The 26,288-nt window shown below is 43.4% G+C and carries 27 protein-coding genes; 19 read left to right on the plus strand and 8 right to left on the minus strand.

All coding sequences use genetic code 11. The features are described 5' to 3' along the window. Positions 1–32 precede the first annotated feature (32 nt). A complete protein-coding gene (locus AC58QT_RS19595; protein WP_497410469.1) occupies positions 33–749 on the plus strand; it encodes a response regulator transcription factor in 717 nt (238 codons plus the stop codon). Positions 750–967: 218 nt separating this feature from the next. Beyond that, entirely contained in the window at positions 968–2,050 is a 1,083-nt protein-coding gene (locus AC58QT_RS19600; protein ID WP_497410470.1) for a Gfo/Idh/MocA family protein, read from the plus strand. A gap of 63 nt (positions 2,051–2,113) precedes the next feature. Here the strand turns inward: AC58QT_RS19600 and AC58QT_RS19605 are convergent, their stop codons facing one another. After that, on the minus strand, positions 2,114–2,989 hold the full coding sequence (locus tag AC58QT_RS19605; protein WP_497410471.1) for a helix-turn-helix domain-containing protein: 876 nt from the start codon (positions 2,987–2,989) through the stop codon (positions 2,114–2,116). A gap of 198 nt (positions 2,990–3,187) precedes the next feature. Here AC58QT_RS19605 and AC58QT_RS19610 point away from each other — a divergent pair, with 198 nt between their 5' ends. Further along, positions 3,188–4,030 (plus strand): phytanoyl-CoA dioxygenase family protein, encoded by an 843-nt coding sequence (locus AC58QT_RS19610; protein WP_497410472.1) that lies wholly within the window; start codon positions 3,188–3,190, stop codon positions 4,028–4,030. Between the two features lie 413 nt (positions 4,031–4,443). Here AC58QT_RS19610 and AC58QT_RS19615 read toward each other — a convergent pair whose 3' ends face one another. From AC58QT_RS19615 to AC58QT_RS19625, 3 genes are read right to left on the minus strand one after another with little or no spacing between them, the layout of a single operon-like run. After that, the gene (locus AC58QT_RS19615; protein ID WP_497410473.1) at positions 4,444–4,731 is read right to left on the minus strand and encodes a DUF6171 family protein; all 288 of its coding nucleotides are present in this window, start codon (positions 4,729–4,731) and stop codon (positions 4,444–4,446) included. Positions 4,732–4,743: 12 nt separating this feature from the next. Beyond that, positions 4,744–6,222 (minus strand): alpha-N-arabinofuranosidase, encoded by a 1,479-nt coding sequence (locus AC58QT_RS19620; RefSeq protein WP_497410474.1) that lies wholly within the window; start codon positions 6,220–6,222, stop codon positions 4,744–4,746. 16 nt (positions 6,223–6,238) lie between these two features. Then, on the minus strand, positions 6,239–7,258 hold the full coding sequence (locus tag AC58QT_RS19625) for a GntR family transcriptional regulator (protein ID WP_497410475.1): 1,020 nt from the start codon (positions 7,256–7,258) through the stop codon (positions 6,239–6,241). Positions 7,259–7,646: 388 nt separating this feature from the next. Between AC58QT_RS19625 and AC58QT_RS19630 the strand changes: the two genes are divergently transcribed. The 3 genes from AC58QT_RS19630 (at position 7,647) to AC58QT_RS19640 (ending at position 10,615) form a co-directional block, all read left to right on the plus strand. Beyond that, positions 7,647–8,282, plus strand: a complete 636-nt coding sequence (locus tag AC58QT_RS19630) for a DsbA family protein (protein WP_497410476.1) — start codon at positions 7,647–7,649, stop codon at positions 8,280–8,282. Positions 8,283–8,483: 201 nt separating this feature from the next. Then, positions 8,484–9,278 carry a GNAT family N-acetyltransferase gene (locus tag AC58QT_RS19635; protein ID WP_497410477.1) on the plus strand — a complete coding sequence of 265 codons (795 nt, stop codon included), beginning with the start codon at positions 8,484–8,486 and terminating at the stop codon, positions 9,276–9,278. A 356-nt stretch (positions 9,279–9,634) separates the two neighbouring features. Beyond that, positions 9,635–10,615, plus strand: a complete 981-nt coding sequence (locus tag AC58QT_RS19640) for an SDR family oxidoreductase (protein WP_497410478.1) — start codon at positions 9,635–9,637, stop codon at positions 10,613–10,615. A 356-nt stretch (positions 10,616–10,971) separates the two neighbouring features. Here the strand turns inward: AC58QT_RS19640 and AC58QT_RS19645 are convergent, their stop codons facing one another. Continuing rightward, positions 10,972–11,448, minus strand: coding sequence for a glutathione peroxidase (locus AC58QT_RS19645; RefSeq protein WP_497410479.1), 477 nt, complete (start codon positions 11,446–11,448; stop codon positions 10,972–10,974). A gap of 190 nt (positions 11,449–11,638) precedes the next feature. Between AC58QT_RS19645 and AC58QT_RS19650 the strand changes: the two genes are divergently transcribed. The 8 genes from AC58QT_RS19650 (at position 11,639) to AC58QT_RS19685 (ending at position 18,053) form a co-directional block, all read left to right on the plus strand. Beyond that, positions 11,639–12,100, plus strand: coding sequence for an MEKHLA domain-containing protein (locus tag AC58QT_RS19650; protein WP_497410480.1), 462 nt, complete (start codon positions 11,639–11,641; stop codon positions 12,098–12,100). Between the two features lie 119 nt (positions 12,101–12,219). Continuing rightward, the gene (locus AC58QT_RS19655) at positions 12,220–13,644 is read left to right on the plus strand and encodes a spore germination protein (protein ID WP_497410481.1); all 1,425 of its coding nucleotides are present in this window, start codon (positions 12,220–12,222) and stop codon (positions 13,642–13,644) included. 10 nt (positions 13,645–13,654) lie between these two features. Further along, entirely contained in the window at positions 13,655–14,773 is a 1,119-nt protein-coding gene (locus AC58QT_RS19660) for a Ger(x)C family spore germination protein (RefSeq protein WP_497410482.1), read from the plus strand. A gap of 10 nt (positions 14,774–14,783) precedes the next feature. Further along, a complete protein-coding gene (locus AC58QT_RS19665; RefSeq protein ID WP_497410483.1) occupies positions 14,784–15,875 on the plus strand; it encodes a GerAB/ArcD/ProY family transporter in 1,092 nt (363 codons plus the stop codon). Continuing rightward, positions 15,872–16,081, plus strand: a complete 210-nt coding sequence (locus tag AC58QT_RS19670) for a hypothetical protein (RefSeq protein ID WP_497410484.1) — start codon at positions 15,872–15,874, stop codon at positions 16,079–16,081. Before AC58QT_RS19665 ends, AC58QT_RS19670 begins: the two co-directional genes overlap by 4 nt. A 224-nt stretch (positions 16,082–16,305) precedes the next feature. After that, entirely contained in the window at positions 16,306–17,046 is a 741-nt protein-coding gene (locus AC58QT_RS19675) for an SDR family oxidoreductase (protein WP_497410485.1), read from the plus strand. 184 nt (positions 17,047–17,230) lie between these two features. Further along, positions 17,231–17,413 carry a hypothetical protein gene (locus AC58QT_RS19680; RefSeq protein ID WP_497410486.1) on the plus strand — a complete coding sequence of 61 codons (183 nt, stop codon included), beginning with the start codon at positions 17,231–17,233 and terminating at the stop codon, positions 17,411–17,413. 187 nt (positions 17,414–17,600) lie between these two features. Beyond that, complete coding sequence (locus tag AC58QT_RS19685) at positions 17,601–18,053, plus strand: MarR family winged helix-turn-helix transcriptional regulator (protein WP_497410487.1); 453 nt, start codon at positions 17,601–17,603, stop codon at positions 18,051–18,053. 133 nt (positions 18,054–18,186) lie between these two features. On the opposite strand, the gene AC58QT_RS19690 is transcribed toward AC58QT_RS19685, so the two are convergent. Further along, positions 18,187–18,825, minus strand: coding sequence for an FMN-dependent NADH-azoreductase (locus AC58QT_RS19690; RefSeq protein WP_497410488.1), 639 nt, complete (start codon positions 18,823–18,825; stop codon positions 18,187–18,189). Between the two features lie 223 nt (positions 18,826–19,048). Between AC58QT_RS19690 and AC58QT_RS19695 the strand changes: the two genes are divergently transcribed. After that, positions 19,049–19,483, plus strand: coding sequence for an Rrf2 family transcriptional regulator (locus AC58QT_RS19695; RefSeq protein ID WP_497410489.1), 435 nt, complete (start codon positions 19,049–19,051; stop codon positions 19,481–19,483). 78 nt (positions 19,484–19,561) lie between these two features. On the opposite strand, the gene AC58QT_RS19700 is transcribed toward AC58QT_RS19695, so the two are convergent. After that, entirely contained in the window at positions 19,562–20,305 is a 744-nt protein-coding gene (locus tag AC58QT_RS19700) for an MBL fold metallo-hydrolase (RefSeq protein ID WP_497410490.1), read from the minus strand. Positions 20,306–20,620: 315 nt separating this feature from the next. Here AC58QT_RS19700 and AC58QT_RS19705 point away from each other — a divergent pair, with 315 nt between their 5' ends. The 3 genes from AC58QT_RS19705 (at position 20,621) to AC58QT_RS19715 (ending at position 24,088) form a co-directional block, all read left to right on the plus strand. Beyond that, a complete protein-coding gene (locus tag AC58QT_RS19705; RefSeq protein ID WP_497410491.1) occupies positions 20,621–21,847 on the plus strand; it encodes an MFS transporter in 1,227 nt (408 codons plus the stop codon). Positions 21,848–21,942: 95 nt separating this feature from the next. Continuing rightward, on the plus strand, positions 21,943–22,641 hold the full coding sequence (locus AC58QT_RS19710) for a response regulator transcription factor (RefSeq protein WP_497410492.1): 699 nt from the start codon (positions 21,943–21,945) through the stop codon (positions 22,639–22,641). Next, positions 22,631–24,088, plus strand: a complete 1,458-nt coding sequence (locus AC58QT_RS19715; RefSeq protein ID WP_497410493.1) for a sensor histidine kinase — start codon at positions 22,631–22,633, stop codon at positions 24,086–24,088. Before AC58QT_RS19710 ends, AC58QT_RS19715 begins: the two co-directional genes overlap by 11 nt. 114 nt (positions 24,089–24,202) lie before the next feature. Here the strand turns inward: AC58QT_RS19715 and AC58QT_RS19720 are convergent, their stop codons facing one another. Next, complete coding sequence (locus tag AC58QT_RS19720; protein ID WP_497410494.1) at positions 24,203–25,312, minus strand: hypothetical protein; 1,110 nt, start codon at positions 25,310–25,312, stop codon at positions 24,203–24,205. Between the two features lie 553 nt (positions 25,313–25,865). On the opposite strand from AC58QT_RS19720, the gene AC58QT_RS19725 reads away from it, so the two are divergent. Then, complete coding sequence (locus tag AC58QT_RS19725; RefSeq protein WP_497410495.1) at positions 25,866–26,276, plus strand: DoxX family protein; 411 nt, start codon at positions 25,866–25,868, stop codon at positions 26,274–26,276. Positions 26,277–26,288 lie beyond the last annotated feature (12 nt).

Here is a 26,288-nt window from a genome sequence, read left to right on the forward strand (position 1 = left end):
AATGTTAATAAACTGTAAATGCGGGGGATCCCATGGCACAAAAAATACTAGTAATTGAAGATGAGCCGACGTTGGCTCGGTTATTATCCTATAACCTCTCGCAGGAAGGCTACGATACGAAAGTGATTGATCATGGTGGTGACGGTCTGCAGGAGGCACTCCAGCAGTCGTATGATCTACTCATTTTGGATATTATGCTGCCCGGACTTAGCGGTTTTGAGGTATTGGCTAAGCTTAGACAAAAAGGTAATCGCACACCAGTCATCATTCTAACCGCACGCAATGCCGAGGATGAGGTTGTACAGGGCTTGAAGCATGGGGCAGATGATTATATCACTAAGCCATTCGGGGTAGCTGAATTACTTGCACGTGTGGCAGCTGTTCTGCGACGTACACAATCGGATGAGGCCGCATCCGATATAGCCAAGTCAAATGAGAAAGTCATACAGGCGGGCGAGCTTCGTATTTATCCTGAAAAATATGAAGTTGTGCTTAATGGGGAGTCCATTCCCTTACGGCCTAAAGAATTTGAAGTGTTACTGTATTTGGTTCAGCGCCCAGGTGTGGTTGTTACCCGAGATGATCTCATGAATATCGTTTGGGGCTTCGACTATATCGGTGGTCAGCGAACGGTTGATGTGCATGTGAGTTCCCTGCGCAAAAAGCTGGAAATGAATCAACAATCGGTTCAGATTGATTCGATACGCGGAGTCGGTTACAAACTAATCGCGACAACGATTAAAAAGTAAAGGAGCATGGATGCTGGGGAAGCGGCAACCGTGCTTTTTTCTCTTTAGGTGGATTGGATAGGAGCAGCTAATCTCTACATATGGATAACACAATCGCATACATTATTCGCAAAATCGGGAATTTTTTTCACCGAGGTATGGGGTATAATTAAAATATACATACGAGTATTGTCAGTAATAAAATTTGTTTTGTAGGATCAATATAGAGGAGGAACATCATGTCAACGACGTATCGGATCGCGATTATTGGGTGTGGAGGGATTGCCAATGGCAAGCACATGCCTAGCTTAAGCAAATTGGACAATGTAGAAATGGTAGCGTTCTGTGATATCGTTGTAGAGAAAGCGCAAGAAGCTGCTGATAAGTATGGTAAGGGAGAAGCGCGTGTCTATGAGGACTATCGTGAGGTATTGAAGGATAGTTCAATCGACATCGTTCATGTATGTACGCCGAATGATTCCCATGCGGACATCACGATTGCTGCTTTGGAAGCTGGTAAGCATGTCATGTCGGAGAAACCTATGGCGAAAACAGCGGTTGACGCGAGACGTATGGTTGAAGCAGCGAATCGTACTGGCAAGAAGCTAACTGTTGGTTATAACAATCGCTTCCGCGGTGATAGCCAACATTTACATAAGCTTTGTTCCGAAGGCGAGCTTGGCGATATCTATTTCGCGAAGGCACATGCGATTCGTCGCCGCGCAGTACCAACGTGGGGCGTGTTCCTTGATGAAGAGAAACAAGGCGGAGGCCCGTTGATTGATATCGGTACGCATGCACTAGATTTGACGTTGTGGATGATGGATAACTATGAGCCAGCCGTTGTTTTGGGTACTTCCTATCACAAGCTTTCTCAGCGTGAAAACGCGGCGAACGCTTGGGGTCCTTGGGATCCAGCTAAGTTCACGGTGGAAGATTCAGCATTTGGTATGATTACGATGAAAAACGGTGCAACGATTATTCTTGAATCGAGCTGGGCGCTGAATACGCTTGAAGTGGATGAAGCGAAATGTACGCTCTCAGGAACAGAAGGCGGCGCGGATATGAAAGGCGGCCTACGCATTAACGGAGAGAAACATAGTCGTTTGTTCACGACAGAAGTGGAATTGAAAGCAGGCGGCGTTGCCTTCTACGATGGGAAAGCGGAGCAGGCTTCCGATTTAGAAATGAAGCTATGGATTCAAGCGATAGAGAATGATACTGATCCAGTTGTTACACCTGAGCAAGCGTGTGTAGTATCTGAGATTCTAGAAGCTATTTATGAGTCAGCGAAAACAGGTAAAGCTGTATACTTTGACTAGGTGATAACATCTTATTGCCTGGGAAATAGTTAATGACATCAAAAATCCCTTCTTCCGATAGTGTTATCGGTTGGAGGGATTTTTCGTTGTTTTGCGATGCTCGCCGGGCGTCGTGCCTGTGCGTTGTTTGAATATTTTAGAAAAATGATGTAAATCCGCAAAGCCACAATAATCCGAAATGGATTCGTGACTGAGTTCGGTATTCGTAAGTAATTCTTTGGCATGGTGGATGCGCATCTGCAATAAGTACTGGTGCGGGGAAGTCCCATAACGCTGCTTGAAGAGGAAGCCGAACCGTGAGATGGATAAATTGGCACGACTAGCCATATCTTGAACGGATAGGGGATCACTTAAATGATTGGAAAAATAAGAAGTGATCCAGTTTAGGCTTGGCGCTATGGAGGGAACATCTTGCTGATAGGGCTCTAGCATAGCGAGAATGATATCGATCATGAGCTGCTGTATTCGGAGCTGGGTAAGCGGATTAGCCACATGAACAAGCTCAATGGTTTGCAACAGTTTCTCTTTGAGTAGAACGGGATTCAGCGGCTGAATCTGTACAGGAACTCGCAGCTTGAACAGGTCTTGCAGGGTTGGCTGCAGGAGATGGTTGTAGGCGGTGAGATCAATTTGCCCTGGTCGTGTGGGAAAGCTGTCTTCTCGTGCAGGATTATAGGCGACATCAAAATGAAGAAAAGGCGTGACTGTGTTCGTGAGTCCCTCTAGCGAAAGCAGACTGCCTGGCTGCACGAGGCAGAATTGCCCAGCGTGAAACAGATAGGTCTGATGATCAACCGAGAAACGACAGGTACCTTCTTGGATGTATACCAATAAATAGTCGAGGAGTCTACGCTCGGGATAGTTCCATGGTTTGCGTACGGCAAAGTCACATTCTCGAATATAAGGGACAATCGGCGGGGAATCCAATCCATTTGGCAATAGGATAGAGCCTCCTTTCATTTAAAATTCGAATGGCGTTGCGAGACAGCAAATGCGCGTACTTTACTCTTATTTTAGTGTAGGATGATGGTTGAAATCCAGTTGTTTTTGACAAATCAATAACCAGGTTTGACAAAGATACTTTGACGAGGTAGTCCTATAATAAAGCTATAAATAGACAAGTCGAGGTGCATGAGGATGAGCAGTCTGGAAGCTAACGGAGTGAATGAATTACCCTTGATGGAAGATGGTTATACGTTGTCGCAAGAACAGAAGATGAGGTATCAACGAGACGGTCATATTGCGCTGCGTGGTGTAGCCAGTGAGGCTGAAATCCATGTGTATGAACCGATTATTTCTGATCTGGTGAAAACGTTGAATAACCAAGATAAACCGCTTGATCAGCGTGATACGTATGGGAAGGCATTCATCCAGATTTCGAATTTATGGGAGAGAAGTGAAGAAATTCGCCGCTTCGCCTTTGCCAAACGCTTTGCCAAAATTGCTGCGGATCTCATGGGTGTTGATGGCGTGCGGATGTATCACGATCAGGCTTTGTTCAAAGAACCGCATGGCGGTCATACCCCTTGGCATCAGGATCAAATTTATTGGCCGCTGGATACGGATAAGACGATAACGATGTGGATGCCACTTGTCCCCGTTTCAGAGGCTGTAGGGTCGATGACATTTGCTTCGAAATCTCATCTTATGGGCTACATTAACAAGATGGTGATCTCAGATGAGTCACACCGTACATTGGCGGGGTATATCGAGGGGAAAGGCTTCGAAACCATCTCTCATGGTGCTATGGCTGCCGGAGATGCTACGTTCCACGCGGGTTGGACGCTGCATAGCGCGCCTGGTAACCCAACGGATACCATGCGCAAAGTAATGACCATTATTTATTATGCCGATGGATTGCCGATTGCTGAGCCGGATAGTAAAGCGCGTGAGAGTGATTTGAAAAGGTGGTTTCCTGGGCAACAGCCAGGGGAGCTAGCTGCTTCTGAGCTGAATCCGTTGCTGTATAGTCGCAGTTAGGAAGAGAAGCGTAAGTAAATTGTAAGGCCGTATTAAAAAGTAAAAAAGATCACCATCCCTCTACAGGGAAAGTGATCTTTTTATACATATAAGAATTTATATGTTTTGGGTTTTGGGGAAAGCGGCACTTACCTCTATTTTGGTTCCAATTCAGCATCTCGCTATGAGTAGAGAACTGCAAAAATACATCTTTTTAAGGAGAATAGAGCGTTTATCGAGGAATTGCTGCGAATATACATCCTTTTTTACCGATACGCCGTAAAAACGGCAAATATGGTGGAAAAAGATGTATAATTGCATCTTTGCTATTGAATTCGACTTTTCTAATGGAAAAAGGTGTATATTCGTATCTTTTTTAAATTCTCACTTCCCGATGACGGAGCAGCCGTATTTCTTATTGCGTTACTAGCAGCCTACCACTTGCTCCCATGTGGGGAAGGGCAGCGGGCGCTGCTAAGTTTGGCTTTAATATCCATTAAGCAGCCGCAGTGGCGGCAAGTTGTGCCGTATTGATAGTCGCTGCAACTTGTGCAGACCGCGATGCGCCGCTCATACTCAGTTTCCGTTGTCAGCTTTAGGTTGCGTACACGCAGCGTCTCACCGAAAAGCTTGGCAATTTCTTCGGGCGTCACGTGAACAGAGGCAGAGCATCCTTTGCAATCTGACCCAACATCTGGTGTAGTTCTGGCTAAGTTATCCATGTCGGAACACCTCTATTTTAGACAAAGCGTAACCACGGAGTGGGCAGGAAGGGTCACGAGAAGGACGTCATTTTCGATCCGATAATCGGCAAAAGCTTGTGATGTCACACAATCTGGCTCTTCAAATGTGTTATGCGCTAACATCGTATCTGAGCTGATGATCAACCCAGAGATTGTGCTGGCCTGGCGTCCCTTCAAGTCACACTGGACTTCCAGTGAATCGGCATGGTGCAAATTACAAAGCGAAATATGTAATTGATTATCAGCATTTAATGAAGCCGATGCGCTAAGTTGATCGATTTGCTTGCCATCCATTTCATAAGAGGGGCTCACGGCTTCCGTAGCAATATAGCTCGCATCTTGATGTACCTTGTACATGTCGAATACATGATAAGTCGGAGTAAGCAGCATGTCAGCACCCTCGGTAAGGATGACGGCTTGCAGCACATTGACGACCTGTGCAATATTGGCCATGCGCACGCGATCACTATGGTGATGAAAAAGGTTTAAATTAATACCAGCGACTAGCGCGTCGCGAATGGTATTTTGCTGGAACAGGAAGCCAGGATTCGTGCCAGGCTCTACATTGTACCAAGTGCCCCATTCATCGACGATTAAGGCGACTCTTTTGTCAGGATCATAGGTATCCATAATGGCAGAATGACGGGTAATGAGTTCGTCCATGTATAAGGTTTTCTCTAGCGTGTTAAACCAATCTTGTTCATTAAAATCCGTTGCGGATCCTTTGTCCTTCCAGACGCCAGTCGGGAGTGTATAGTAATGAAGGCTGATGCCATCCATATATTTGGTTGCTTCACGCATCAAGACTTCGGTCCAGTTGTAGTCAGCACTATTGGCGCCGCAAGCGATTTTGAAAATCTTATTATCCCCATAGTTCCTTACATAGCAAGCGTATCTACGATACAAATCGGCATAGTATTCAGGACGCATATCTCCGCCGCAGCCCCAATTCTCGTTCCCCACGCCAAAATAAGTGAGCTTCCATGGCTTGTCGCGGCCATTTTCTTGACGCCAGTTCGCCATAGGTGACTCACCGTCGAAGGTCATATACTCCACCCACTCCGACATTTCAGCTACGGTACCGCTTCCAACATTGCCGCTGATATAAGGTTCAGCCCCAATCAATTCACATAAACGAAGAAACTCATGCGTGCCGAAATGGTTATTCTCCAGAACACCACCCCAGTGCGTATTGATCATTCGTTTGCGTTTCTCTGCTGGTCCTACACCGTCTTTCCAGTGATATTCATCTGCAAAACAGCCGCCTGGCCAGCGAAGCACAGGAATTTGCAGTTTTTTGAGAGCTTCAAGCACATCGTTGCGCATGCCTTCTGTGTTAGGAATGGGGGAGTCGTGTCCAACCCAAATACCCTCATAGATACAACGTCCAAGATGTTCAGAGAAATGACCATAAATATTTCGATTAATCGTGTGTAGGGGGGAATCCGCATGAATAGTCAACTTAGCCATGAAAAGTATCTACTCCTTAGTGATTCATATTAGAAACCGACTCCCGACTGATGAAAGCGGCCGAAAGTATGATTTGTTCCTTAGCGTCAGACGCCTGTGCGCGATGGTGATGAATGGCAGAAAGCAGTTCCTCGACGAGATGCTTGGCATCCAAGCTAAATGTCGTCAATCTTGGCGATATTTGAGCAGCCAGTGGAATATCATCACAGCCAATGATGGATACATCGGCCGGAATCGAGCGGCCATTCTCGCGAAGGCCCTGCATGCAACCTGCGGCCATCCAATCATTGACGGCGAAGATGGCATTCGGCAGATCGGCTGTAAGCAGTTGGTCCGCTGCACGGCGGCCGCCTTCCCAATTCATTTTCTCCGTAATGACTTGTACGGGCGTGTCGTGCTGTTGGCAATAGGCTAGAAAGCCTTGCTTACGAAGACGAGAGGAATCGTATTTGTCTGGGCCTGCAAGCAGGGTGAACGAGCGATGTCCTGCATCGTACAGTGTTTTGGCCGCTTTGCTGCCGATCCGATAATCATCGAAATAAATCTGGATAATATCCTCACGGTGGGCGTAGCGCTGAATAGAGAAAAGCTGTCCAGACGCTAATTGGAGCTGATCCAGCTGTGCATCATCCATTTGCCCGATTAGAATAAGTGGACTCGGAAGTGAAGCTGCGCTGGACTGATCAGGATGCACCATGGAGATTTTGATCGCTTGTTTGGCAGATAGATTCGTAATTTCAACAAGAAAGTTGGTGTAGTAGGGATCATTCGCTTTGATATCAGGCGAACACATGACATAAAGCGTGTCTAAGAGGACAGCGGGAACGATATAGGTTCCTTTACCCCGCAATTGAACGAGTAAGCCCTCCTGTACCAAAGTCTTGATCGCTGCCCTTACACTGACCCGGCTGGCGTCGAAGTTCTCGGCCAAATCGCGTTCTGATGGGATCTTGACGAGTTGATCCTTCTGTAAAGATTGAATTTGCTCTCGAAGCTGTTCGATCAGTCTTTCTTTAATAAGCGGAGACTTCTCCATGTGATTAAACCACCATTCTGGGTGATACCATTTTGAATCAATGTAATACCAATAAGATACCACGTGGGGTGTGGAGGAGTCTAGAGATATTTTAATTGATATAAACGAAACAACATACTGAACGCCCCTTGTACCGGCACATCATTGCTACAAAAAACCGTTTGATTTATTATCCTATTGACATTCGAATGGGTTGTAACTAATATAATTACATGTAACAAATATTGTTACATGTTGTTGAATATCTGGAGGAGCTGTGGAGAGATAGCATTTTTAGATGAAATTACTAAAATTCTTGGTGTCCACGGACTTTGAAGTTGAAGGAAATATTAAAATACGTGAAATAGCATGGAAAATATAGAGGAATGCCAATAGAGGAGATAATACAATGGAAAACAAAGAACTTACTCTTATTTATGTATGGGATGCTTATTGTGGCTGGTGTTACGCATTCTCAGAAAGCCTACGTGCCTTTCACGAGAACCATCCTGAAATACCCTTTAAAATTTTGTCTGGCGGTCTGTTTGTTGGTGATCGTAAGCAGTCAATCGGTGCATTTCCTCACATTTCAGGAGCAAATAACAGAATCGCGCAGCTTACTGGCGCAGAGTTTGGAACAGCATACCAAAAGTTGTTGGAAGAAGGTACATTTGTAATGGATTCCGATGCAGCTGCTAAAGGTTTTTCTGCATTGCAAGTCTTTGCACCAGAACGTGCCTACTATCTGGCTTCATCTATGCAGCACGCATTTTATTATGAAGGTAAAAGCCTCAGTGACCCTGTAACATACCGAGAAATTGCTGTATCGCATCATCTAGACCCAGAGGCAGTTCTGGAACGGTTTGAGGGAGAGGCGTCTATTAGAGATGCCAATGCTGACTTTACAAAAGTTCATCAGATTGGTATTCAAAGTTACCCTACATTACTTTTGCAGAGAGGCGATGACTTAATTGGGTTTGGTGGAGGAGCAATGACTATCGAACAGCTTGAAGAACGCCTGGAAATGATGATTCAAGAAATATAAAAAAATATAGCACACGACAGGATTAGTGCCGATAATCCTAAAATCATCCTTGCCATATCTGGGCTTGCAGGATGCTCTTTGGCATGTTTTGTGACTAAGTTACGGTTTGTTTACTCTAAACTTGTTACTATTGAATTTATTTTATAAGAATTTTAGGAAGGAGCGGCTATTTTTAATCATTGATTGAAAAGGAGGCTAATCATGTCAAATAACTACGAACAAGAGCAGATCAAAAGAAACTTCATTTACGCTATGGAAGAAATGAGCCGTGTCAGTCCCCATATTGTTATGGAACGAACGCCTCAAATGATCCGATACGAAAGCAATCTAGCACATCCTCTGTTTAATCGAGTGATTACCTACCATGGAGCTCTGTCTGAGGCCGGTATGGATGAAATAGGAAGGATCGCTAATGATTACATAGCACGTAAGACTCCTTTCACTTGGCTAACTTGGTCTCATGAAGCAAATGTTGATGAACTGGGACATGTCCTGCGAGCAAAGGGGCTTCATAAAGTGGATGAAATGTCGGGAATGTCACTTAAATTAAGGAATTGGAATTATGAGAAGAAAGTGATACCCGGTTTCGTAATTAAACCTATCCTAACTCCCTCGGAGATGGGGTGGTTTCGAAATATTGTGCCTTCTGTGTTTGAAGTGAATGGGGAGGCAGGTAAGGTTTTCGGACAGATTAGTGAAGCTGTCGCTTTAGGAGAGAATCCCGCTTATCGTCATTACATCGGCATCTTAGACGGTCAGCCAGTCGCTGCAGTGACCGCGGTTCATGTCGGTGAGACGATAGGCATCTATAACGTGGCTACGATAGAGGCATACCGGCGAAGAGGTCTAGGTAGTGCTTTGACCGTTCATGCCTTGCGTGAAGGGCAAGCTGCAGGAGGCAGGCTTGCCGTGCTGCAATCGAGCAAGATGGGGGAAGGAATTTATCTTGCAATGGGTTTCAAAGTCGATGTTACGATCGAGATTTATTTAGGGTAAGAAAACGCGATACTAAAAAAGCTCAAAAGAACGTGTTTACCAATTCCTCTTAAATGATAGCATACGCCGGCTCATAACGGGGATTCGTATAGTATGGCGGTCTAATTGAAATGACAGGCATTGACCACGAGGAATTCAAGTATTCCATCGTGAGTTTTTCATTTGAATGGTTAATGAGTAAGACATTTATTTGGGGACTGAAAATAAACTTCATTGTGGTACTCCTCCTTTTTCTAGGGATGTGTGATGTGATACATTCTATTTGATGTTGGCCAAAATGATTCATCTAAGTTCAAGAGAAGCATCGTTCTTACCTAGGAAGCATAGACTATTGTAAAATTGCAGACGGAGGAGGGATGTCAGCTTTGAGTAATGACAATGTTGAGAACGAAATGCGTGACTTGCAAAAATGGTTTGAGCTGAATAAAAAAATAGATCCATACCCCCTATACCCGAGCTACGGGAAAATAACGAGATATGAAGAGATTCCGGTATCATTTCCAGAGCAACAACAGCTTCGCCAACCAGGCTTAGAAAGGCTCATGGTTCCTAGCCCAATCCTTGAAAATCCTCACTACAAGGGTAGTGAGAAATTAAAAGGGAAAGTGGCCTTGATCACTGGCGGTGATAGCGGTATGGGAGCTGCAGTAGCCATTATTTTTGCTAAAGAAGGTGCTGACGTAGCGATCTCCTATTTGGATGAGCATGAGGATGCGCATCGTACTAAAGCTCGCGTTGAACAATTAGGGCAACGTTGTCTTCTTCTTCCAGGTGACTTGCGTAGTAAGCAGCATTGCATTGATATCGTGGAAAAAACAATAGCCTTTTACGGGAAGTTAGACACTCTTGTGAATCATGTAGGTGTCCAGTTTCAGCAAAATTCGCTGACCGATATATCCGATGAGCAAATTAACGAAATCTTTACGGTGAATGTCTATTCTCATATCTATACAACAAGAGCAGCACTTCCTCACTTGAAAGCAGGGAGTACGATTATTAATACAACATCAATCGTTGCTTATATCGGCCAAAAGCTATTGCTGGACTATACGGCAAGTAAATCTGCGATAGTAGGTTTCACGAGAGCACTTGCCAGTAGTGTAATCTCCCAAGGTATCCGAGTTAATGCCGTCGCACCGGGTAGAATTTGGACACCTTTGATTCCGGCAAGTATGACCAGTGATGAAATAGCCCTGTGGGGGACGAACAACTTAATGAAGAGATCTGGACAGCCGTTTGAGTTAGCACCAACTTGGGTTTACTTAGCATCGGATGATTCCAGTTTTGTTACTGGTCAGGTGTTACATGTAGACGGGGGTGAATGTACAAGTTCCTGATATTCATTTTTACATATACATATCTTGCAACTAACCGATTTTTATTATTTTACACTTAGATCGACATAGAACGGTGCATTGGTGACGCCAAGCTGTCTAGCATAGATGAAGAGTTGTCATTATTTTTCCTCCTCGTATATTTATTCGTGATTTTCGCTACCGAAAGATGTGCTTCCACATTATTAGAGGGCAATAGCGAAGCGATATGAGGACCAGGACTAAGATATTGTTTGCTTCCATGCCTCAAATCACTCATAACAAATTTATTCCGTTAAAAAATGAAGACGCCAACAATCGTTGGCGTCTCTTTTCTATTTACAGCTTTATTAGAATTGACCCCACACTGTGTGATCCATTCACAGCAACTTTTTCAAATCTTCTGCGATGGCGGAAGGTTTGTCCGTTGAACCATAACGTTTCAATACACGTCCATCGCGGTCAACAAGAAACTTCGTGAAATTCCATTTAATAGACTCAGATCCAAGCACGCCTCTTGCTTCTTTTTTCAAGAATTTGTAGAGCTCATCAGCGTTAGGTCCATTTACATCAATTTTTCCGAAAAGCTCAAAGGTTACGCCGTAATTAATTTCGCAGAAGCTGTGAATTTCCTCATTGTTCCCTTTGTCACCACTACCAAATTGGTTGCACGGGAAACCGAGAATTTCAAGACCACTGTCTTTATATTGTTTGTAAATCTCTTGAAGCTCTTTGAACTGCGGAGTAAATGCGCACTTGCTCGCGGTATTAACAATCAACATCACTTTACCCTTGTATTCGGCAATTGATTTTACGGATCCTTTTGCTGTTTTAACATTGTAATTATAAATAGACATAAGTCACTTTCCTCTCAAATCAAATTTTATAAAATTAAATTGTGCAATCTGTATATTGCGATTATATATCTCATTCATTATTTTTGTCAATTATATTGTGCTAAATATAATTATGGTAAATGTAGACTGGATATATCAAAGAGCCTTATTATATAGTCGAGCATTATCAGTAAGAAGGAAGAACATTATCATGAATCTTAACGGAATTGGTGCAACTAACGAACACGCTAGAATTATCCTAGAGAGTTACAATCGGGTAACTGGGAAGAAGCTTTTAGATAAAGAGCCCATGCAGGGGGAGGAATTTGAAAAGCTGTATGATGCGCCATTCATTGTCCTTTCTCACGGGATCGAGCTAGATCCAGTGCTCAATTTCGGCAACCTCGCAGCTCAAAAACTATGGGAAATGGACTGGACAACTTTTACGAGTACCCCTTCAAGATTGACCGCGGAACCGATGGAAAGGGAGGAACGGGAGCAATTCCTTAGAGCAGTCGGTGCTAATGGCTTCATAGACAATTACAAGGGAATTCGGATTTCGAGTACTGGACGGAGATTTCACATTGTAGAAGTGACGGTGTGGAATTTGACCGATGATAAGGGAAATAAGTATGGTCAAGCAGCCTCATTTCACGAATACCGATATACATAAGAGGATCAAAACTCTCTAAGGAACACTACCTAATCTCAGTGTTCTTTTTTTATTTACTGGCTTTAATGAATGAAAGAAATGGAGGTAGGGAAACCTTTGGAAAAAAGGAGGAGCACTGGATGGATCAGCAAAAACAAAGTTTCGCAGCCATCATTCGAGAAAAATTGAACAATTCTCCTGATCTTATTTGTAAAACCTACAACTTGCTAGATCGACTCGAAATAACGTGTATATATTTGTGCTCCATAACAGATCAAAAGCTGGTAGATGAATTGGTCATATCAGGTATACTGACACCGAATTCCCCTCTGAAGGAAGGACAAGACCCTGTTCATTGGTTAATGTCGACCTTTAAACAAGCAGATATTGAAGAATTGAGTGGAGTGGATTCATGCGTTAAGGACATTTTGGTAGGGCAATGTATCTTAGCTCTGCCTGGACAAAAAGCGATATCCCTAAATGTTCGCAAACAAGAACAACGCAGCGTTACAGAGCCTGAAACAGAATCTGTCGTTCGGGGGCCGCGTGAAGGGTTCGTAGAAGATTGTTCCCGTAATCTGTCGCTCATTCGTAAACGGTTAAAGAGTGATAAATTGGTGGTTGAAGACATGATTATCGGTACCGAAACGAATACGACAGTTTACTTGCTCTATATGCGCGGCATCGCCGACCCTAGCTTAATTGATGAATTTCGTAAAAGGCTAAAGGCCATTGAAACGGATAGTATACTCGAAAGCGCTTATGTGGAGGAATTCATCCAGGATAAGACGCTCACTCCTTTCCCTCAGTTCCTGTCAACCGAGAGGCCGGATGCCATCGTTGCCAAACTGCTCGAGGGGCAAGCTGCCGTTATTACCGACGGAACACCAAATGTATTAGCAGGGCCAATTACTTTTTTTGAGTCCTTCTCTACACCCGAGGATTACTTTCAGAGAGCTGACATTGCGACCTTAATGCGATGGCTCCGTATGTTGGCATTTCTTATATCCGTGTTTACACCTTCTTTATACATATCTCTTGCCTGCTATCATCAGGAAATGCTCCCCTCATCGATGTTGAGTAACCTTGCCTCGCAAAGGGAAGGCGTTCCGTTCCCCGGAGTTGTGGAAGCTTTCGGCATGATGGTTATATTCGAAGTTCTTCGGGAAGCAGGACTGCGCATGCCAAGAATATCCGGACAAGCGATCTCCATTGTTGGCGGATTAGTGCTTGGCCAAGCTTCTGTAGAAGCGGGGATCGTATCAGCTGCAATGGTCATTGTCGTGTCGTTAACTGCAATTGCTAATTTCGTTTCTCCAAACTATGGGTTTGGTATCTCCCAGCGGCTTATTCAATTCGGGTTTATGTGTTTGGCCGGTATTTTAGGCTTTTTTGGTATCATGTGTGGTGTTTTTGTCATGCTCATCCATTTGGTATCCCTACGGTCTTTAGGCAAACCGTATTTTGCGCCGCTGGCTCCACTGAAGGTTTCCAATTGGAAAGATACCTTTATCCGTATCAATCGGCCATTCATGGGCAGGCATCGGAGCAAGGGGAATAGGTAAGGTGAAAGGTATGTTGAAAAAACTTCTGATTCTTGTACCCGTGTTACTAAGTTGTTCAGGCTGCTGGGACATGAAAGAAATCAATCAATTGGCTATTGTCGACATGATCGCCATAGACCGTGAGGAGGACGGATTGTTCCATGCTTACTACCAGGTTCTCAATCCTCCCAGCATTGAAGCGCGGAGATCAGGTCCATCCAAAGCAGCCGTCTACACATATGAGATTGCGTCCACGAGCATGGGGCGTACGTTGGAACAAACCGGAGCAGTCATGTCCAGAAATTTGTATACCTCACATCTTCAATGTTATGTCGTATCAGAACGGACGGCTAGAGAAGGTTTATTCTCAATGGTCAATTATTTGGAGAACTATAAAGAACGCCGAACGAATGTGTATGCGATCGTGTCAGAGGACCCCGTCTCGAAAGTGATCAGTACCTTCACCCTGTTAGACCGGGTTCCGGGGAGAAACATTCGTTTACTATTGGATGGGCATGCCAGGAGATTCGGAATAAACAAGCTGCCGACACGGTTTAAGGATATTGTATCCGGTATTCCCTTTAGCCGACCAACTATTATGCCCATAGTCCAGTATGTAGGCAATGGTTCAGCATCTCAATCCGATCGTCTGGAAGACATCGATGCGACGAAGCAGAGCTTAAAAATGAATGGAGGAGCCGTCTTTATTAAGGCTAAGATGGTTGGGAAGATTAACGATGATACCAAGAATATGTATTATGTCTTGAACGGTTATGCGTCTCGTAAACAAGAAATGTTTAAAGCAAATGGCGAAGATGTTGCTGTTGAACTAAGTAAAATTCACGTCAAGCGGAATTGGGTAACGAAGGATAGGCTTCGCATTCAAATGAACACTAAAATGGGCATTATCAACAATGAGCAAAAGGAGAAATTAACTGTTAGGAATATTAAGGAAATGGAACAGGAATTTAACCGTTCATACGAAAAAAAGTGCGAAGAGTTCGTTAGTTTGGCAAGGCAGAAAAACTGGGACTTGCTTGGAATCGGAGATACAGATCAAGGCAGAGACAGATGGCAAGATATTCAGGTTGAGTTTGAAATCCATTCAAAAGTTACCCATTTAGGAAATACCATTACACCGTATGAATAGGAGAATGATCTTGGAACAGACTTCAATAAGCTCATTCCAGATGTTTTGTATTGTGACATGCCTTGTCGTGGGGACAACTTTTATTATGCTGCCAAACGCCACGATCGCAGATGCGAAACAATATGGATGGCTTGTTCATGTATGGAGTACGTGTTTTGGTATTCTTGTTGGAATCGTATGGATTTATATTTCTGGTAAGCATCCTGGTCTCTCCCTCGTACAAATATCAAGCAAAATGTTCGGCAAGTATGCAGGAGGTTTCATCTCCATCTGTTATATTATCTTCTTTCTCCAAATTGCGGCCTGGGTAACGAGAAACGTAAGTGATTATATGCATGTTACGATGATGCCAAAGACGCCTCAAACCGTATTTCATCTTATGACCCTTATAGTATGTGCCTATGCGGCCGTGAAAGGGATAAGATCGATATCACTTGTCAGCATATTTATCGTGCCTTATGTGTTCTTATCTTTCTGGCTTCCCTATACGGTCATGCTGCATGAATTTGAGTGGCGTAATTTTCATATCCCATATGATTTTCATTTTTGGAAAACACTTGCTGAAACGAAATATGCACTTGGTTTTCCATTCTTGGAAACCGTTTCTTGTATGATGATATTCCCCATAGTTCGATCCAAGCTGAAGACGGCTGTTCTAGGCGGAACGGCTTTTGCAGGCTTGCAACTTGCACTTTCTGTCTTTTTCGCCATTGGTATTCTTGGTGTCTATAGATCCTCTCATTTACTCTATCCGAAATATACAATATTCCGTGAAATGGAGTTTTCCAGCTTTATTGAACATCTGGAGTCCATTATTTCCATGAATATGCTGTTAATTGTGTTTGTAAAATTAAGCGCTATCTATTATTTCGCCGTAACGGCGATTTGCCAATTATTTAAGATTAGCAACCGCGCAGTTGTTGCAGTTCCGTTGATAGGCGTGATCTCCGCGTACTCGCTATTGTTCTCCAACATTGCTGAGAATACGACGTGGATTCAGGATTATTTGTTTATTTATTATGTGCCATTTGGAATCGGCTTCCCAATTCTCATGCTCGTGTTTACATGGTTGGGTAAAGGAAGGGGTGAACGTACAACATGATGGGACTCTTAGGAATGTTCATTACGTTTACAGTTGCTGGATTCATCTTCATGAAATATCAGGGTATGCATAGGAGAGAGAAGTGGACTTTTGCCATCATCACGATGATTGGCTTTGTGCTCTGGGTAAGCATTGTGATTGAACATCCGCTTGATCTGAACAAGGGAATTGGTTGGATGATTGATAAAGCGGTAAGTTTTATGTGACTTAATCACTGAATTTACTTCAGTTATTCGTTATTATCGACATTGTGAATAATGAATTAAGGAGTGCTTACAAGTGATTCAAATGTAATCTAGACGCGATACAAGTAAAGCAAATACAACTGTGCCTTCCTTAATTTAATGAATGTATCAAATCTATATTAGTGAATACTATCAGACGAATGAATGGCTTAGTCCTAATATCATGTAAAGAGGAGATGTATGTAATGAGTAATGGAATTGAAAACAAAGTCGTGCTAATCACAGGTGGCGGCACCGGTCTCGGAGCGGAGTCCGCGCGCCTCCTGGCTTCCAAGGGAGCGATTGTAGCGGTGGCTGCACGCCGAAAGGACAAGCTTGATGAGGTTGTTGCGGAAATCAAGAAGGCTGGTGGTAAGGCTGCTGCTTATCAGCTTGATGTAACCGACAAATTGCAGTTCAAGGCTGTCGTCGATGCGATCATTGCGGAATTTGGCAAAGTGGATGTGCTCGTCAATAATGCTGGCATTATGCCGATTCGTCCAATGTCAGAAGTGAACACAGACGAGTGGGACGCGATGATCGACATCAACATCAAAGGGGTTCTGTACGGAATCGCTTCCGTCTTGCCTACCTTCCTTGCTCAGGAAAACGGGCACATTATCAACATCAGCTCCGTTGCCGGAGTAAAAGTATTTTCGCCGGGAGGTACTGTCTATTCAGGCACCAAATTCGCGGTGCGCGCAATTTCCGAAGGTCTGCGTAATGAAGTGGGCAGCAAGGTCCGGGTAACGTCCATCGAACCTGGGGCCGTGGAAAGTGACCTGAAGTTCAACACCACGGGCACGGCACAATCCACCGTGTTGGAATTCTACAAATCTGCCATTCCTGCGAGCGCGGTGGCACGGACTATTGCTTTTGTTATCGAACAGCCAGTAGAGGTAGATGTCAACGAGATCGTTCTGCGTCCTACTTCGCAGGAGTTCTAATTAACCGCACGCAATTCTATTCTAAGCGCGTACGCGTACCTATGAACTGCACCCCAGTTGTTAGACACAATCTAACAATGGGTGGTGCAGTTTTTTGTGTTTGGCCCCCTTAGAATTAATTCATATTTTAGGTAAGTGACAAAGTTACAGTATTACATTATGAATTCTCTTATAAGGCTATGAAGTGTACGTCTCGAACGACGGTGAGAACTGGGGCAACCCGGTAGCTTCTGGCGAGGGAAAAGGGACGACAGTTATCGCCGTATTCAAACAGCAGAAAGCACGGTTTATGAAAATTGTGCAAACTGGAACGGATTCGCATTGGTGGTCTATTTCTGAGCTGCGTATTCTCACGGGGGATAAATAATAGGATAGAATAACCGAAATGACCGACAAGAGATAGATTTCTCTTGTCGGTTGTTTTTATGTAAGCATGGTTGCTTTCCCATCTCTACGAATAGAAGGGTTTAATTTAAATTGTTAAAAATTTAATTTTGATAAATAAGAAAGATGAGTTACAATTTATTTATCCAAAAATAACAGGGGGGATTACGATGAAGGAAAGAGAGGAATATAAGGTCGAAGATATGCTCTGTTTCACGATCTATGCCACTTCCCGTGAGTTAACACGCATTTATCGGCCTACTCTGGAAAAATTCGGGCTTACTTATCCGCAGTATCTAGTTATGGTTGTGCTCTGGGAAACAAGGGAGAGCACCGTGACGGCGCTTGGAGATAGATTGCTATTAGACTCTGGAACATTGACACCGCTGCTGAAGAGGCTTCAGGAGGCGGAGCTCATTGTTCGTAAGCGTTCTGTTGAGGATGAACGGAAAGTCGAGATCGGTTTAACAGAAAAAGGGGCATTACTGCAAGAACAGATGAAGCATGTATCCGTTGAAATTTTTGCTGAAATATGTGGGACGGTCGAAAAATATAGGCAATCGTTAGAACAGCTCAAAAGTTTGCTGGAAAAAGCGAATGAAATTGCACGCCGGTCAGAATGATTAATAACAAATAAAAACGTCAGACTATGGCCGACGTTTTTATTTGTTATTTCGTTTCTAGCTGCTATCCAGGTCCTTATTGCTTACCATCGAGCCCCTGATGAATTGAGATCGCCTGGTATGCTGCAACTATTTAGAAATTGTGAGCTAGATCCTTAGCACGAGCAATTGCATTTTCTTTAATCTCTTGCGCTTTTTCTTTGTTTTTATTGTGGCCTTCAACGAACAGTCCTTCAAAAGAAGGGATGCCGAAGAATTTCATCATTACTTGCAGATGTCGGTGGCCCATCTCAAATTCTGCTGCAGGACTATCCGAATAATTTCCCCCACGTGCTTGAATATGCAGTGCCTTCTTATCGGTGAGCAACCCGATTGGCTGACCTTCTGCTGAATATTTAAACGATTTTCCCGCGACTGAGACGGAATCCAGATAGGCTTTCATCATAGGTGGGTAGGAAAAGTTCCAAAAAGGAGTGATAAATACATATTTGTCTGCCGCGATAAATTGATCAGAAAGCTCAGCGAGACGTTTTACTTTTATTTGTTCTTGTTCCGACAACTGTTCGAAGTTAATCCCTGAGCTAAGCTTTCCCCAGCCCTTGAAGACATCTGAATCAAGAAGTGGAATGTACTGTTCGTACAAATCAATTTCAATAATTTCATCAGTAGGGTTTACGACCTTGTACGATTCGATAAATTCTTTGCCTACAGCCATACTATATGAGTGTGAAGCATCATTTGGGTTCGCAGTGATATATAAAACTTTTGCCATGACTAGATCATCCTTTTCTTGTAGGTATTTTTAAAATAAATGCGACCTGTAATTAATACGATTACATGTAATAATATAAGTTACATGTGTGCGTGTGTCAATACGCTAGACAAGACCAATATTTTGCATATTATTAGAATAAGGGAATACTCTTGTAACTGTTGCAATTACGGGCTATTGTTTTGAAGCTTGTCTACAAGAAAGAAAGGAGATGGTAAGGAAAATGTCCATCAGTAGTCGTTTTTCTGTGGGAATTCACATTTTATCGCTGCTTGAAATCAACAAAGAAGGAACCAATTCTTCACAATTTATAGCAAATAGTGTGAATACGAATCCCGTAGTTATTAGGAAAATTATGGGGATGCTAAAAAAAGCAGGACTTGTTACGGTAAACCCTGGCATAGCTGGAGCCACGCCATCCCGAAGTTTAGCTGAAATTACCTTATTTGATGTTTATAAAGCAGTTGAAGCTGTAAATGAGAATGAACTTTTTAGTATTCATGAGAATCCTAATCCGGATTGTTTAGTTGGCAAGAGCTTGCAAGAAGCAATTGAACCTATTTTTAATATGGCTCAATTGGCATTAGAAAAAGTTTTACAAGGTATAACGATTAAAGACGTTGTGGATAGTCTGAAGTCAGGGAACAAGGTTTGCTAATAAAAGCCAATAAAAAAAGCAGCTTATCCTACAACGTAGGATGGGCTGCTTTTCTTCGACTAATTATAGGAACAACAACTAGAGAGTCAAGGTTTCCTTCGTCTCTAACCACTTTACCGTAACGTTTTTCTCAAGTGCACTTTGCGTAACACGGTTTCTTATATCCTTAGCAGGGGTATAGAATGGCGGATTATTCACAAGATCAAAATGAATAGGAACTAACAAATTTGCCTCCAAAGCAATGGCCGCCGAAACCGCCTGTTCAGGTGTCATGACAATAGGTTCACTGCTTGCAGGCTGGATGAAGGGTAGATTAACTACTGGACCATTAACAGGTAAGAACGCTGCATCAAAGGGTCCGTGATCCGTTTTGATTTTCCACCAAAAACCATGCCACAGTGTATCCCCGCAATGAATGATCTTTTTGCCATCAGCAGAGACCACCCATGCTATTTGTGGATCTCCAAGACCATCTACGGAGAAGGTCGGATGAACCGTAAATGATCCAATCGTTATCGCCTCATTTAACGAAACACCAACAACTGAAGTAAATCCATGTCCTTTCACATACTCAAGGGTTTCTATTGGCACATAAATTGGAACGCTCTCACCGTAGAATTGCTTAATTGCTTCTGGATCGTAATGATCCGGATGAACGTGAGTTAGTAAGACAGCATCAGTTTTACCGAAATCATCCAACGGGTACAGCGTACCTGCAGGTGTTCCGAGATCAGATGGGAAATTATAAAACGGATCAATGACAACACGACTGTCATTATGTTCAATTTTAACGCTAGCCCACGGAAGTTTTACTATTTTCATTGGGAATATGGCTCCTCTCATATTTAGCTTATATGTTTGCAACACTTACTTTTCGATAGTATCATGTATGTTTCGTAAGAACTGTAACTTTGTCACATAACGCCTTCACGCCTTTGATTGTCACGGTTGGTGCGATACGATCTTGTTCACTGCCATAGCTTTTCCATTGTAGGATCGTTTCATTAAGTGGAATGACAAATGCTTCTTGGTTATTTTGGAAAAGAAGCTTTGTGATAAAGTTACAGTGTTATGCGTATTAGTACTGATAGTATGAATATCCGTGAAAGTAATATATACAGATTGGAATGATAATTAATGAGATCGGTCGATAAGCTCTGGACAAAAAATTTCATTCTACTGGCGCTCTCTAATTTGTTCTTATTTGTCTCCATTGAGATGTTGTTGCCGACACTTCCGGTTTTTGCTGACGAGCGGGGTGGAAGCGGGTCACAGATTGGCATGATGCTTGGCATCTTTACATTTTCGGCGGTTCTGTCAAGGTTGCTAATTAGTTTTGGAGTGAAGAGAGTAGGAAAGCGAAAACTGCTCCTCATCGGCGTGGTCATCAGTCTTGCGGGGATGGCGAGCCATTATGCGGCTGATTCGATTTCTACCTTGCTGGTGCTTCGAGTTTTCCATGGTTTTGGTTTCGGAATTGCAACCGCGCTGTATGTCACTCTTGTATCCGACGTGATCCCTGCAGCGCGGCGTGGGGAGGGGATGGGGTACTTTGCCATGGGCAATGCCGTTTCTTTCTCGCTAGGACCCTTACTTGGCTTATGGTTGTTGGAACATAACAATTATGCCGGTTTGTTTGGAGTTGGTGTAATCATCCTAGTGATTACTTTGGTAATGACTTTACTCGTTAGAAAGGCAGGAATTCAGGAGAAGGCTGCCTCTGAATTAGCGGCTCCTATCGAGAATCATTCAGTAGAGCAGAGAAAATCGCAACCTGCTTGGACTGAAATTATTGAGCCAAAGGTGCTAGTACCTTCTATCCTAGGTTCATTGGTGGGATTCTCCTTTGGCGGATTGTTGAGCTTTGTTACTTTGTTTAGCAAGGAAATAGGCATAACGCAGACCGGCTACTTTTTCCTCGTTGTAGCCATCAGCGAGATACTGATCCGGTTCGTGAGTGGACCGTTGTTTGATCGGAAAGGACCTTTCTGGGTTCTATTCCCTACGGCGATCTTATGCATAATTGGCTGTGTCCTGTTGTATTTTACAGATTCACTAGCGATGCTTTTACTCGCAGGGGTGTTCAGTGGGGCAGGCTTTGGAGCGATGTTCCCAGCCTTGCAAGCTTGGGTCATCAACCTTGTGCAGCCTGAACGTCGGGGTGTTGCTTCAGCGACCTACTACAACTTTTTGGATATCGGCATTGGCTTTGGTTCGATTCTGCTTGGGGTAGTTGTATCACTGACAAGCTATGCGACAATGTTTCTGTTGTCTGGTATTTTGTACGTGTTATATTTGATCGTTTACTTCATGTACCTTCGTCACCAGCGCTTGCGGATGAAAGGGGAAAGCGAAAGGCGGTGACTTAGGACATCGTCTTTCTTTTCAAAATAAACGAAAATCAAATATGATATGATGACATATAACTGGTATCACTTTAAGGATGAAGGGAGTTTGTCATGAGCGATAAAATAATGGTGATCGAAGATGAAAAGAAAATCGCTGAAGCCATCGCATATGCTTTGAAAAGAGAAGGCTATCTCGTCGAGATCATTCATCGTGGAGACACAGCTCTAGAGAGATTACCTATTTTCAAGCCTGACGCTTTAATCCTCGATGTTATGCTTCCTGGCATAGATGGCTATGAGATTCTGAAGAAACTTGGAGATAGAGGCCGGAGTATGGGTGTCATTATGCTGACGGCTAAGGAAGATATCGTTCACAAAGTATTAGGGTTGGAACTTGGTGCGGATGATTATATGACCAAGCCCTTCGACATGCGGGAGCTGCTTGCCCGGCTGAGGTCATTGCTCAGGAGGATGCAAGCTGCTGGCGAAAAACAAGAAGCAACCGAAATCTCTTTGGGGGAGATCGTGCTGCAACTTAACAAGAGAACGGCCTACGTCGGTACGAGAGAGTTGGAATTGACTCCGAAAGAGTACGATCTATTGACGTTGCTGCTGTCTAACCCTGCTCAGGTATTCACGCGAGAACAGCTGCTTGATCGAGTCTGGGGACTGGCGTATTTTGGCGGTACACGAACCGTCGATATTCATGTGGTAAGACTGAGGAAGAAGCTAGGGGAAGAATCCGGCAGAACGATACAAACCGTCCATGGCGTTGGTTATAAAACCTTGGGAGGATATCGTGAGAATTAGCATTAAGCTCAAATTCAGCATCTTTCTGGTCTGCCTTCTGCTTCTTACGGTCTTCATCCTCAGTCTGCTCGTGCTGAAAGGTATTAAAAAGAATCAGCAAGTCGAGCTGGAACAATATTTCTCCCAACAAGCCGCAACTGCGAATATTTATTTTCTCCAATCACTCATGGGGGAGTCTAACAAGGTTCCTCAAACCTATCTAGCTTCAAAAGGCCGTGATTTCGCCAAACACCTTGAGCTGATCACAGGACTAGTCGTTGTCCTGTACGATTCAGAGGGAACTGTTCTCAATTCGAATTCGGGTCTCACGATGTCGGACGGTATTCGGCAGACATTAGATCTAGCGCTGCTTAATAAAACAGCCTATCTGGTTGAGGGTGAATCATTCTACTATTTTGTTCCCCTAACTATAGGCAGTGTACAAGTGGGAGTCATTCAATTTTATTATTCCTTAATAGATAACCTTGCATTCTACAAGCAGATCAAGCAATTGTTTATATATATTGGCGCGAGCGTTTTTATTATTAGTTTTATTCTTGCCTATTTTTACTTCAATTCGTTCGCTAGTAGCATTATTAAGTTGAACGGGACGATAAACCAGATTCGCTCAGGTAACCTCATGCCCACCGTACTCAGACGTAAAGACGAAATCGGAGAGTTGAGTGAAGGAATCAGCATAATGAGCCAACAAATAAGGAAGACGATGCAAGATAAGGATGAGGAGCGTGAAAAGCTAGCTTTAGCTGTGAGTAAATTATCGCAGTTAGATCAGCAGCAGAAGGAGTTTATCGGCAATGTCACGCATGAGTTCAGAACCCCTCTAACTTCAATCAAATCCTATATTGATCTGCTGGATATGTATCCCGACGATGAGAAGCTGCTAGACACTGCGAAAATAAACATTCTCGGCGATACGCAGCGGCTTTATGAGATGGTGGAAAAGGTGTTGCAACTATCCGCTTTGGAGAAATACGAATTCGAATTCCATAGGGAGAAGTTGGAGGTGCGACAAGAGATACTAACCGTACTGGATAGCTTAAAAGGAAAAATGGATAAGTTCGGCATTACGCTGGAGACCGACCTAAATGAGGCTTACGTGGATGCGGATAAGGAACAGCTCTCCATTGTGCTAGTGAATTTGCTGGACAATGCCATCAAATACAATAAAATCAAAGGCCATATTTCCGTGAAAACGGCGTTAGACGAGGGACAAGTTATTATAGAGATTGCTGATACAGGCATCGGGATTCCGGAAGATGTCGCTCACAAAATTTTTGAACCGTTCTATACGGTCGATAGAAATCGATCACGCGAAATCGGCGGTACGGGGCTTGGCCTATCACTGGCTAAGAAATACACGGAATCGCAAGGAGGCTCCATCGTGCTCATAAATACCAGTTCGGAAGGCACACTGTTCCGTATCGTGATTCCAAGTTCGTACGTCTAAGTAAACTGAAAAGAGCTCACATCTAATCTCGGTTTTCACCGAAAAGTAAATCGAAGAAGCCGGACCGTCCATTGCCATTAAGGCGACAGACGGTCCGGCTTCTTGCTTGTGTGACTATTTCTGCAACGAATAGTTGATTTCCACAATGGCGCTCCTGTATGGCTTGGTATGCCATTCCGTGTAGACAAGGCGCTCACTGGAAGGGCTCCATGAGGTGGTTATAGGTTCGACATCGACGGCAATCCGAGTGGATTTATCGGTCAGCATATCGTAGAGATAGAGACCTTTGACACTTGCACCGCTCACATCGCCTTTCAACCCATAGGCGATGATTCGCTGATCCGGTGACCAGGAAATACCACTTAGCTCCGCACCCTTGGCAATCGTTTTATGGCTGTTTCCTTTTATGTCTTGCAGTAGAAGGTTTGTTCTAGAACCTTCTGCCTGCAAGATTAGCATCTGGCGGCTGTCTGGCGAAGGAAGGACGTTAGTAACATTGTTGAGGTTCAAGATCGTTTGTTCCTGAGTAACCAAGTTCAACGCTTTGAGCGACGCATTAGATTGGGTGTTGTAGTACAGCATGTCGCCGACTTTCTCCACGATAAACAAGCCATTCACATCTAGCTTATTGAGCGCCGTAATCTGGCCTTCTGTGGTAGCGGTATAAGCGCCACCCTTGTAAGAGGCTCCAATGATCGTCTCTGAATCTGCCCACTTGGCGCTGATGGCACCTCCGTTCGACCCTCCAGTGAGGCGGAATGTGGTCAGAGTTTGCATGTTCATAACCGAATAGACAGGATCCCCTACGGAGTATTCGGAATAAAGCAAGCTCTTTTTATCAGGAGACAGAACAGCCCCACCTAAATGTGTGTTTTTCCGTTGTTGCAATAGTTTATATTGACGGGTAGTAAGGTCATAGAGGTAGAGACTTCGGGGAAAAGAATCTGCTTGTTCCGCCAGAGTCATCTTACCCAAGGACTCATTTTCCTTAGAAACGATTATCGTATTGTTGTCTACCCAATCCATGATTTCTGTATGATCGAGATGCAGCAAATTATCGATGGACACGCCGGGCTCTCCCACGGGGCTTTTGGCATCATTGACAACTGTTATATTCGGAATAGAAGAAGAACGCGTTCCCTTGTCTTCTGCAGTGCAAGCAGCAAGCATACAAGCGGCGGCGAGAATCGGGATCATTTTCATTGCTGTAGTAGTTCGAATCATGTTGTCTCTCCTTTTTATCTGTTATTCCTTCCTCGTGTCAAACAGGCTCGATACCATCGTTTAATCACATTCAAAATATATCAAAACATTGTTCCAAGCATACAAACAAATGTTTCGGAAATGTAAATAAAAGTGAAGTCGATATATAAAAACGCAAAACCCGAACCTGCCACACCACTTGTGCAAAAACTTGATTTGAAGAAATTTTATGGTTTGAATATCCAGCCATTTGGGCCAATTCCGACTTATTCTCGGCGAAGGTGCTCATATGACTACGGCCTATGAGCAGCCTGGCTATTTGGCGCAAAAATTGTATCAAGCAGCTAGAAAGTAAGAGCTTTACGATCATCCTTCTAATGCCTCAATTGGTATACTTTTCATGATAGAAGAAGGGGAATCTGCTTTAAAAAGCGGGTTTCTTTTTTTTTTGATAATTTGGAGTTGCTGAATTTTACATCCCTAAAATATAGTTACTTGACAAAAGTAAGTTAAATAAAGTATGATGCTTTCATAAAGTTTAATACTTTAAAAAAATAAGTGAAGGGGTTAAGTAATGAAAAGTTTTCCACAGCTAGGCGTACTAATTTTAAGATTAATTTTGGGGATTACCTTCTTTGTGCATGGGGTTTCTAAGTTTCAAGGAGGGATTGAAAATATCGCGGGGTGGTTCAGCAGTATAGGCATTCCGAGTTACATGGCTTATATCGTCGCTCTTATAGAATTAATAGGCGGAATTGCACTGATTCTAGGGTTAGGAACACGATGGGTATCAGCAATTTTGGCAATTCTGTTAGTGATTGCTACATTCAAAGTGAAAATGGCCGTAGGTTTCTTAGGGAATGGACAATTGGCTGGTTACGAACTTGATCTTTCCATGATTGGTATTGCTATTTATCTTTTCTTAAATGGCAGTAATCTACTTTCTATTGATTCAATTTTCAAAAAAGAAAAAACATTTGTTTGATAATAGCCTCAT

The organism is Paenibacillus sp. J31R109 (assembly GCF_059692055.1).